The organism is Rhizobacter sp. (assembly GCA_021153565.1).
GTDB lineage: Bacteria > Pseudomonadota > Gammaproteobacteria > Burkholderiales > Burkholderiaceae_C > Albitalea.
Genome location: JAJKJU010000152.1, coordinates 1 through 9577 on the forward strand (window position 1 = coordinate 1; position 9577 = coordinate 9577).

At 62.7% G+C, this 9577-nt stretch carries 15 protein-coding genes and 2 pseudogenes; 1 reads left to right on the forward strand and 16 read right to left on the reverse strand.

Annotated elements, in window-relative coordinates; genetic code table 11:
- From AC30NL_RS09215 to AC30NL_RS09260, 10 genes and pseudogenes are all read right to left on the reverse strand, one after another.
- A pseudogene (locus tag AC30NL_RS09215) lies at positions 1-219 on the reverse strand (integrase); the annotation flags it as partial.
- Between the two features lie 147 nt (positions 220-366).
- Positions 367-621 carry a hypothetical protein gene (locus AC30NL_RS09220; RefSeq protein WP_489463708.1) on the reverse strand — a complete coding sequence of 85 codons (255 nt, stop codon included), beginning with the start codon at positions 619-621 and terminating at the stop codon, positions 367-369.
- 101 nt (positions 622-722) lie between these two features.
- Positions 723-932 (reverse strand): hypothetical protein, encoded by a 210-nt coding sequence (locus AC30NL_RS09225; RefSeq protein ID WP_489463709.1) that lies wholly within the window; start codon positions 930-932, stop codon positions 723-725.
- 649 nt (positions 933-1581) lie between these two features.
- The gene (locus tag AC30NL_RS09230) at positions 1582-1869 is read right to left on the reverse strand and encodes a hypothetical protein (protein WP_489463710.1); all 288 of its coding nucleotides are present in this window, start codon (positions 1867-1869) and stop codon (positions 1582-1584) included.
- A 73-nt stretch (positions 1870-1942) separates the two neighbouring features.
- Positions 1943-3187, reverse strand: coding sequence for a DUF1173 domain-containing protein (locus tag AC30NL_RS09235; protein ID WP_489463711.1), 1245 nt, complete (start codon positions 3185-3187; stop codon positions 1943-1945).
- A gap of 31 nt (positions 3188-3218) precedes the next feature.
- A complete protein-coding gene (locus AC30NL_RS09240; RefSeq protein ID WP_489463712.1) occupies positions 3219-3884 on the reverse strand; it encodes a Fic/DOC family protein in 666 nt (221 codons plus the stop codon).
- Positions 3881-4090: a hypothetical protein gene (locus AC30NL_RS09245; protein ID WP_489463713.1), complete on the reverse strand. Its 210-nt coding sequence runs from the start codon at positions 4088-4090 to the stop codon at positions 3881-3883. The genes AC30NL_RS09240 and AC30NL_RS09245 overlap by 4 nt, the downstream gene beginning before the upstream one ends.
- Positions 4091-4119: 29 nt before the next feature.
- Complete coding sequence (locus AC30NL_RS09250) at positions 4120-4581, reverse strand: hypothetical protein (RefSeq protein WP_489463714.1); 462 nt, start codon at positions 4579-4581, stop codon at positions 4120-4122.
- Entirely contained in the window at positions 4578-5282 is a 705-nt protein-coding gene (gene stbB / locus AC30NL_RS09255; protein ID WP_489463715.1) for a StbB family protein, read from the reverse strand. The genes AC30NL_RS09250 and stbB overlap by 4 nt, the downstream gene beginning before the upstream one ends.
- A complete protein-coding gene (locus AC30NL_RS09260; RefSeq protein ID WP_489463716.1) occupies positions 5279-5710 on the reverse strand; it encodes a hypothetical protein in 432 nt (143 codons plus the stop codon). The genes stbB and AC30NL_RS09260 overlap by 4 nt, the downstream gene beginning before the upstream one ends.
- A gap of 193 nt (positions 5711-5903) precedes the next feature.
- Between AC30NL_RS09260 and AC30NL_RS09265 the strand changes: the two genes are divergently transcribed.
- Positions 5904-6224, forward strand: a complete 321-nt coding sequence (locus tag AC30NL_RS09265) for a hypothetical protein (RefSeq protein WP_489463717.1) — start codon at positions 5904-5906, stop codon at positions 6222-6224.
- 318 nt (positions 6225-6542) lie between these two features.
- Here AC30NL_RS09265 and AC30NL_RS09270 read toward each other — a convergent pair whose 3' ends face one another.
- From AC30NL_RS09270 to AC30NL_RS09295, 6 genes and pseudogenes are all read right to left on the reverse strand, one after another.
- Entirely contained in the window at positions 6543-6758 is a 216-nt protein-coding gene (locus tag AC30NL_RS09270; RefSeq protein WP_489463718.1) for a hypothetical protein, read from the reverse strand.
- Between the two features lie 154 nt (positions 6759-6912).
- Positions 6913-7311 carry a hypothetical protein gene (locus tag AC30NL_RS09275; protein WP_489463719.1) on the reverse strand — a complete coding sequence of 133 codons (399 nt, stop codon included), beginning with the start codon at positions 7309-7311 and terminating at the stop codon, positions 6913-6915.
- A gap of 63 nt (positions 7312-7374) precedes the next feature.
- Complete coding sequence (locus AC30NL_RS09280) at positions 7375-7713, reverse strand: TrfB-related DNA-binding protein (RefSeq protein ID WP_489463720.1); 339 nt, start codon at positions 7711-7713, stop codon at positions 7375-7377.
- Between the two features lie 36 nt (positions 7714-7749).
- Positions 7750-7986, reverse strand: coding sequence for a hypothetical protein (locus tag AC30NL_RS09285; RefSeq protein ID WP_489463721.1), 237 nt, complete (start codon positions 7984-7986; stop codon positions 7750-7752).
- A 99-nt stretch (positions 7987-8085) separates the two neighbouring features.
- A pseudogene (locus tag AC30NL_RS09290) lies at positions 8086-8292 on the reverse strand (DUF932 domain-containing protein); the annotation flags it as partial.
- 4 nt (positions 8293-8296) lie between these two features.
- A complete protein-coding gene (locus AC30NL_RS09295; RefSeq protein ID WP_489463722.1) occupies positions 8297-9478 on the reverse strand; it encodes a DUF4942 domain-containing protein in 1182 nt (393 codons plus the stop codon).
- Positions 9479-9577 lie beyond the last annotated feature (99 nt).

Below are 9577 nucleotides of genomic sequence, written 5' to 3' on the forward strand. Positions count from 1 at the left end.
GCCGATGAAGTCGGCCAGTGCGTACTGGACGTCGGCGGCGAGGTTGGCCTTTGCGTTGTCGAGCTTGAACCACTGCCAGGTTGCGTAGCCGAGTTCGGCCAGCTTGCCGGACGGGAAGCCGCCGCGCGCGCCGTAGCCGATGCCGGGCAGCGTGAACTGCCGTGGGCAATGCGGTGCCAGCGCGTTCTCGATCGTTCGAATCGGGGGTGCGCACCGCATATCATGGGCACATGAACCCTTTAGAAACTTCACTGACCAACAACGAGCGTTTGCGCCAGCTGATCGAAGCGACAGGTGTCACTCAAGCAGTAGCACTCACAATCTTCAACCGTGGCTTGGGGCCTGCGGCCTACTCGATGGACACGTTCAAGGCGTATCTTGTGCGGCCGGACTCGACGAAGTTTCGTGCTCGCTTGGAACAAGGTCGAAGCTGCCGCCCGCGAGCAGTACTCCCACGCGAGCGATGAAAAGATTTACCAGATCACCAAAGCCACGATCGACAAGTCGTTGGCTCTGTCGGCTGGCAAGTGAGGAAGTGACACCATGAGCACCGAACGGCAACAAGCCGCCGCCCACATCAATGCCAGCACAACGGTTGCGATCGCCACCGGGTTGTGCCATCGCCGCTCCTCGACTGGGTCGAGCAGAGCAGCCCCATCGGCCGCGCGCGCACCCTCCGACGCAGTCTGAAGAAGACGGACATCAACCCCGAAGAAGACGCGTCAAAGACGCTGATCGGAAGAAAACGAAGGGCGAAGAAAACGCACGTTCACACCGGACCAAAATGCAGCAGATTCGAGTCGCCGCTCACAGTTCTTCGACACTTGCGCGCCCAACGCGAAGCCGCGCACCACCTGGGCTAGCAGCCGGTCGATGTCCCCGCGCAGATTGCTGGCGCCCAGCGCCAGCCAGATGAACTCGATTCGAATCATCGGCTGAACTCCCGCAGCAGCGCGGCAAGCGCCAGTGGTCAATGCAGCTCGAGCCGGGCACCGCCCGCGTTCAGCTCAACGCGTACCGAACTCGCCGTGGCATTGGGCGCCACGCGGGCCGCCACGAAACCACTCGGCCGCGATGCCGCCGACGGCTGCGCGCCGACGCCGTCAAGCCGCGCCTGCCAACGTCTCGCATGCGCACACCTGCTCGCCAACACGCGCAGCGGTACACCGTTCGCCTCGGCCCATACCTTACCTTCGCCCTCTGACCCGATGCCCGATATGCCGCCACCTGTTCCAGGCAGCGCTCCATCTGCTGTCGATCCATTCTCACCTCGTCTCGTTCGTTGATTGCCGAGACACGAGGTTCGCAGCTTCAACAACTTGACGAAAGATGGGTTCCCGGAACGCTTACGCCTGAGCAGCGCGCGGCCTACGCCGCGCGCCGATCGGGCAGACCGAGGCCGTCTTCGCACTGGGGGGACAAGGACAAGGCCATCGACGCAGCCGTCCTCGCCGGCCGGGTGTCGCCAGAGCAGGCACGCAAGGAACTGCTTGCCTACATGCCTGCGCACAGACGGTGCACGGTTTTATCGAGTCCCGCGTCTGGGCGGTGCACTAAGGGGTTGTACGCCCGAACTGGGCTTCATGCGGCCTTTTCAGGCTGGCCCTGTCGCGGCAGCAGATTGGCGTCGAAGCGTACGGACTCCACGCCGTCGGCGATCTTCGCGGCAAACGCACCGAGCTGTCCCGGATGGTTGGCAAACAGGGTCCCCAAAGGGCCAGAACAAAGACCGCGCACCGCCTCGATGATGAGCATATGGCGGACGCTCACGCCTGGGTGGCCAACTTCGTCTTTTGTCTCGGCGAGAGCGTGGTACTCGTAGTCGAGATCCTCTGCTTGCTCAAGGTCATCGTTGTTTGTGTCGGTCATTTCGTTTGGTTCCTTCAAAAGTGATTGGTTTCCGTCGCATCAAACTTGGTCAGTGCGTCGAATTGCTGGTTCGTCATTGCGTCGCTGACTCGATCAGTTCAGACGTGGCCGGCTCGTAGTCGTGAAGAGGTGGCAGCTCTGGCATCGCGGCCTCACCCGAACGCCAAACCCACGATGCAAGCTCGCTCTCCTTGACCAGGTCGGCAAGGGCGCGCTGGTATTCGTCACTGGCGTTTGGTGGCACCAAATAGAGCGCGACAGTTCGAGGCGTTGTGTCGGACAGGACAGCCGATGCCAGGGGGCGTGTCGAGGCCAGGTTGTAGCGCAGGCCCTTGGTGAAACGCCGGCCAGATTGCGTCAACGCGTCGAGCAATTGCACGTCGTGCACGTGTTCCACCGGAATCCAGTTGGAAGTCGTCACGATCAAGGCCATTTCTTCGATCGACGCGATGCCCGCCGCGTTGAAGCTGAAGGTGCCGACGACCACCAGATGGGTCGATTCGTCGGCATCCCACAGCGCCAGGTCGTTGGCGAAGCGTTTGCCCAGGCGTTTGTGCAAGTCTTCGGCGACCATGAACGGCATGTCCGGCAAGTGCTTGACGACCAGCTTGTGGCCATAGCGGGAGGGCTCGATGTGCTTGACCTCGCCGACGAGCATCATGAGCTTGTGAGTCCCTTGCGTCGGCGCCGAGACTCGCGAAAGCTTGGCGAGCCTGCGTTGCAGTATTTCGTCTTTGCGCTCGACTGAGAACGGTTCCGGGATGAAGAGGATGGAATCCAGCGCATCGCCTTTGGTGGCCTTGTTGCTCGCTGCCTGCATCAAGTGCTTCTGCACCACGTACCAGGACCGCTTACCGGCCATGGCCGGCGTCCAGCGGTTGAGGCCGGCTTGCTCCCACAGGTAATGCAAGGTACCGCGCAACGTGAGTTTGCTGCCGTCGGTGCGCACGCTCTCCGTCTCGGCACCCGTGGTCACCGGCGCCGCTCTGCGCCCTGCCTTTGAAAGACTGAAGTCGAGCTTGAGCGTGGTCAGGCCTGACTCGATGTCCTCCTGGATGGCGGCGCCAGCGACTTCGCCGAGGCCGGACAGCTCTGCCGGTGGCTCGAACGATTCGCAATCGGGGTGATGGTGACTGCCGGAGTTCGGCATGCGCTTGACGATGTGGCGATCACCGATGTGGGCAACGTACATCGCGACGCCATCAGGAGTGCAGATGCAGATCGGGCGCTGCTTATCAGCATAGGCGGCGGCCAGCTCAGCCGCCAGGCGCGGATCGTCGGAGGTGAGAACGGTCTTTTCGAAGCGAAACGATTGCATGGGATGGCTCTGGTTGAGGGGCGCCTGGAGCTCAGCGATCGCCGAGCTCACGTCCGGTGTCCCGTTGGCGCATGGGGGACACGATCTGCCGAAACACCTCCCGGATGTACGCCGGGTTTTGCGGCCGCTTGACCGCTGGGTCTGACACGCTGACCTGCGGCATGCTGCGTGCTGCCGCGGCATTCCACAGCTTCGGATCCAGCTTGTCGAACGCGAGCGAGTAGCCGGCCTCGCGGGCGAGCTGCGACATGTAGGTTTGCGTGGAACGACCGTTCCCTTCGGGGAATGGGTGCATGTGGTTCACCTTGATGTAGATCGCGGCCAGCTTGGTCGCGAAGTCATCGGACCCGAGACCCTTGAGGTTCTTCCACTCGCGCAGGTCGTCGGCGACGACGCCGGCGATCAGAGGGATGTGCTCATGGCGCGCAAAGACCGATTTCCACCAGGGTTCCAGTGGATCGGGTTTGCTGAAGTTCCGGGTGCGCTCTTTGCCGGCCCACTCGTAGAGGTCCCCGAAGATGTGCCTGTGAATTTTGCGCAGATGATCCAGGTCGAAGTTGCCCTCGATGGGTTGCAGCCTCAGCTCAGCGATGCGCACATCGGTGACGCGGTATTCGACCTCGCGCAGCTGCGCGCGATCAGTGATGCCGAGCTTGTTGTGATGCGTGCCTGTCGCCAGGTCGACATACGGATTCACGGGGCCGAGGAGGCGTCGCGCCGCGCCTTTGCTTCCTCGAGGATCTTCTGGACGGCATCGGGAATCGAGAGCATGCCGTCGACGATGTCCTTGCGCAGCTGCGCGTGGCCTGCCGGTTCGACCATGTTCTCCAGTGCGAGGATGGCCTTCGATTCATCCAGCGCAGCTTGGCGTTCTGCGGGGGTTGTCGCATTCTTCGAAGTCATGAGTACTCTCCAAACGGGCGCCGAGGCTGTCAGCGCACCAGGTACAAAACGCCGGCGGCCGTGACCAGTGCGGTGGCGGTCGCCGTCGCGGCATGCTCGACCCAGGTCGACCAGAAAGGCCGTGCCGGTTCTTGGGGCGAGCCCGCGGCGATTTCCTTGAGGGCTCGCAGGTGAGGAACCAACTCGGTCTCGAATGCCTGACGTGCGCAGGCCTGGATCAGTGCCTGCTGTTGTTCGGTGCTGTGCACTGCCGCTTCATTGGTGCGGCGCACGGCGAACTCGGCAATGCTTCTCATCGCCTCGCCCGACAGCCCGGCGACGGTCGATCGATACTGCTCCAAGGCGGTCTTGAGAGCGGCTGCATTGGTGGCGAGGCATTCGTTCGCGCTCGCGAGCATCGGCGCGGCGAGCTCGACGCGTTTGAGGATCTCGTCGAGCTCACCGGCAACCTGCGCCATCATGGCCTCGCGCAGCTTCCGGGGCTCGCTCATTGCAAGAACAACGCGCCGTAGGCCGCGTCAAGGTTCTTGTTGCAGGTCTTCGCCAGGCGCTTCATGGCGATCATGTTGATCGCGACGTCCTGTTCGTCCTCGTTGCGTGCCTCGCGCAGCTTCTGGCGATAGTCGGTGGTGTCGCCATTCAAGTCGCCGATCGTCATCTGCAGCGCCTTCAGGCCCGGGAAGATGTCGTTGGCGTAGATCACGGCGCCGTCGGGCAGCGTGGCTTCGCCGTTTTCGCAGAAGGCATACACGGCCGCGAAGTCATGGCGCAAGTCGTCATCCGTTTCGACCTTGTTGATCACCACGCGGATCTTGGACGGCGGTACGCCGATCGCGCGCAGGGCGCGGATGGTGTTGATCGTGTCTCCCTGCTGCTTGGCATCCTTGACCACCGGCACCACGAACCAATCGAAGTCTTCCTGGCTGTCGGCGTACTGCTGCATGAGCTTCAGGAACGCCTCGATGTTGGACGAGCCCACGTCGACGATGGCCGCATCGAGCTTCATGAGGCGCTGCTGCAGCTCCGCGAAATGTTGGCCGCGCACGCGAGACACCTCGATGCCATCACTTTCGGCGTCCATGTTGACGCTCTCGACGCTGAAAACAGGTGCGCCAAGACGTGGCTGAAGCAGGTGGGCGGAGACGGTGGACTTGCCGACGTTGCCGCTGAAATTCAAAACGCAGACTCTCATCGAGATCCCTTTCTGCCCTGGCGGGCAAGTGCATTCATGTCCTGGGTGGCGCTCAGGCTCTTGTCGACGGGGTGACGGTCATGCTCGCCATGCAGGGGAGAGGTCGAGGCCGGCGCCGGTTCGTTCGAGCCGGGCTGCCCCAGTACGGCCTTGGCCGGCGTGGCGAATTCGACAGGCGAGGGCGCTGCCGTTGCGGGCGACGGTGCGCCAGGTCGACGCCGTTGCCGCCACCGGCGCACGTAGGTCGACAGCATTGACGGGGTGATGTCGATGCCCTCCGACTTCTTCAGTGCGTCGACGATCTGCGCACGGCTGAAGCCCTTGGCGATCGCGGCTTCGATGTCTGGGAGCAACTCCAGGATTCGGCGCGACTTGGGGCGCGCCTTCTCGACCTCGGGCTGGTTCAGTTGCTCAAGAAAGCTGGCCATACAGGCTCCGATGTAGTCACGCTGCAAAGATATGATTCGAAATGATCACTAGTTGATGCGGATTGAGGTGATTATGGATTGAGATGAGCGTATTGAAATAAGAGATGTAGCCAAATGGATATTTAGAGTAGCAAAAGTGTACATACAGTACAGTCGTTTTGACGCGCCAGCTTTGCTGGCCGTGGAGTCACCAATGCTCGATCGCACCGTCAAACCGCACACCCCTGGACGCTTCGACAGAGATCGTTTCCATCACTTCGGCGTGGTGGTGCGGCTGCTGGCCGCGCTGGACGCCGTTGCGCTTCCGGCACTCGGGGGCTATTGGGTGAGCACTTGGCCGGCCAAAACGGGCGGTTTGGGGTTCTTCGCGGGTGCCGTGATGGCCCTCTGGGGGGCGAAGCGGCTGTCGCAGGCGGTTTTCGGGTTTCCCGACTACCGGTGGTTCTCGCGCCACTTGGTCAAGGCGGGCGCCGCCACCCTCATCGTCTGGGCTGCGGTTCGGGTCTTCGGATAGTGCGCGAAGGGCGACAGGGCCCTCACAGAAGGCACGGAGGGTGCGAACGAGCACCTGAGGATGGGGTGAGTGCTGCCGCGCCGCCCAGCACTGTCCCTGTGGTCAGGGACAGCGTTTGTCGTGTGCTGCACCCTCCGGCTTGACGAGGGTGCACCTGTCTGGTGGCTTGCGAAGCACCTCGCGGGACTTCTTCGCTACGACTGCTGTGGCCGACCAGGTGGGGCCGGGGCCTGCGCGAGAGTGTCGAGCACGATGTTCATGATGTCTGTCCCTTGCCGAGCGTGGGCGGCGGCGCGAAGCTCTGCAATCCGAATCGCCTCAACGGCTTTTGCCGTCGGCCTCGTCAGCCAGCTTGTGGTACTGCAACTGCCGCCCGTCTTCCGTCAGCGAGATGCCGAGGGCGCCCTTCGCCGCGAACGTTTCAGCTTGCTTCAAAAGATCGGAATAGGCCGCCTCTGCGACGACCCGGCTCTCGGTCGAAGTTTTGTCGGTCACGCGCTGGCGCGGCCAGCGAAGGTAGACGCGGAAGGTCATGAGGTTCATGTCCGCGTGTGTTGCAACGCGGGCGGGGTTGGATGCAGGCAGCATTTTGACTCTCCATTGTCGATTTTTGGATCGGGCTGGATATCTGAGGCTCCAACCCCTCCGTCATTTGGACGGTTCGGAGCTGAGTGCCTGGTGCGCGCGGTCAGACCTCTGCGTCTGTGTTGGCCGACGCATCAAGACGATGGCCGAGACGCCGTGCGGTCAGTAGCCATTGCATGAGCCGCACCGACAGCTTCAGCTCGAGATCGACATTGATCGAGTGACTGCGGTCACCGGCCAGTTCGTGAACCCACTGCTCCTCGAATTCGAGCGGGCGCAGGACCCGCCCCACCACGTCGACCAGCAATCTCATCTCGGGCTCTTGCCATCGATCGCCACCGCGCCTTCGAAGCGCGCAGATGAGCAGACACCCATCGCGGGCTTGCACTTCGAACATCAGAGGCGACGTCGTCGAGCAGGTCGAAAGACGTGTGACGCCGGCTCGCAGCGCAGAGAGATCCGGCACCAACAAGAGCAACAACGCATAGAGAACGGACTTCATGGAAACCTCCATCAGGACCCCGGGAAACCGCCCGGCACGGGTTCGTGTTCTAGGGTGGTGCCTTCATCGGCGGATCACCCGCGCCGGCGGCAGTTCGTCGGCCCACTTCTGGCGGGCATCGATTTCCATCTGTCGCACCAGCGCCATTTGCTCGGGCGGGAGGGTGACGGCCTCGGTCACCCAGCCCTCTGGGCGGAACGCCTCGTACACCTTGGTGGCCCACTGGTGAGCGAGCTGGCGGCTGGTGTCGTAGTCCTCGCAGACTTGCTCGAAGGTCTCGCCATCGACGAGCACGGCCCGCGCCACCTTCTGCGCTTTCTCGGACAGCCGAGGGAAGTTCGCCAAGGCGTGTTTGAACTCGCTCGCTTTGAGCGCGCCGGCCATCTTGGAAAGTCTTGCCATTGCAGAGCCTCTGTCGTTGAATGTCGCCGGCGCGCATCACGCCGGCTTGAGAATCCAGAACCACACGCCGAGCAGCGACGATGCCAAGAACGCGAGGTTTTGAACGGTCAGTCCGGGTGTCTTGGTCGCCACGCCGAACCGTATCCAGCAGGCATTCGACGCCAGGTAAAAGAGGAATCCGAACTTCGACCAGGGTCCGTGGACCGCGAGAAGCAAGGTGCCGGCGACGCCGGTTGCCGCGCCGGTCCACTGCAGAAAATTGAGGTTCGCCATGGGGTGAGTTCCGGGGGCTTTCAGCCTCGTGTTGTTCATGAATTTCTTGTGCTGTGGGTCCATCGATTGCGGAAGGGGTTGCCCCCTTCCGTCATCTCATCACCCGCGAAGCTTGCGCATCTCCTCGGCCAGCACCCAGAGCGCGCGGTTGAGCTTCACGCCCTGGTCGATGCCGACCACTGGGCGAGTGCGCATGGGACGGCCCGCCGGCGTGCGGCCCTGCAATCCGCCTTGGATCAGATTTTCCTGAACGCGGTTGAACGTGGTCCAGAGGTCATCTGATCGATCCTCGAAGCGCCACGGGGTTGCGTCACGCCTCAGCCAGAAGCAGTGGGGGCTCGGCGCTCGGCGCCCCTTCGAGCGTGAGCGTGATGCCGCGCGCTGCGAGCACTTGGTCTATCACCCCGGCGATCTTGTCGCCGGCGGCCGCGCTCCGACCCTCGCTGTCCTTCCACATCAGCTCGCGGAACGGATCGTCCCAGCGGCCGCACCCCTTGCGCGCCTCGGTGCGCACTTCCTTGTCAAGCTTCTCCGCCTGGTTGAACTGCAGCCAGAAGGCGTCGGACACGCGCTCGCTTTCAGGCGGCAGCCACTGCCGGTGCCGGCCGACCACTCGATTCAGGCGATCGACAAGGGCTTTGTCGCGAGCGAAAAAGTGGATGGTCCCGGCGCCTGGGTAGTAGCGGATGTCGAAGTAGCTCGAAGAGACGCGCTGACCCTGCCGGAGGTCGGCGTAGCGGTTCGTGAAGACATCGCACAGGCCTTCGGCCGGCTGGCATTTGCCGTCGAGCATCGCGAACACCTTGTCAAAATCAGCCAGCATCTGTTGCGTTTCCCACCTCGGCGAAGACCACGAGTCACCGCGGTGTCCAGGCAGGACAAAGCGCGTGGTTCGGATGCGCATGCCGCAGGTCCTGTGCTTGTCGTTCGATTTCCAACCGCGATAGAACACCGTGTTGTCGCTGTGGTAACGCGTGATGGTGTCGAAGACATCGCACGCCATGTCGAGCTGCATTTCCTGCTGGCTCTCGACCAAGCCGAGCAGGAAGCCGTAGACGTTGGTCTCGGTGAAGTCCAGCTTCTTGATGCTCTCGAACTGCGACTCGGCTTGCCGCTGCACCTTTTGGGAAAGCCGCGTCAGCGTTTCCGTGGACCGCAGGACCGAACTCCAAGCGCGGTCCTTCAGCGCGCCATAGCGAACTTCGAGGGTCTTGCGCACGTCCAAGGCCTCGCCGCTGCACAACGACCGCCCGTTGAGCTGGGCCATCGTGTGGCCGATCCTGTTGGCGTAGTGCGTGGCCACCGCCTCCATGCGCACGGCTTCGCGCATGGCCTTTGCCGCTGCGCGGAACGCCGCGCATTGCGTCTCGACGAACGACGGCGGCAGCGCCAGTTCGCCTGGCAGCTTCAGGTCGCTTTCCTCGTTCTTGTCGACCACCATCGAGGCCAGCAGGTCGCCGATCCAGTCGCGTGCACATTCGGCCGGCTTCATGTTAGCGCCGGTGTAAATGCGCTGTTATTTGCTGGCGAGGACGCGGTTTTCGGCGGTCACGGGGTGCTGGAATGCAGTGTTTGAAGGACGAAGCGCAGA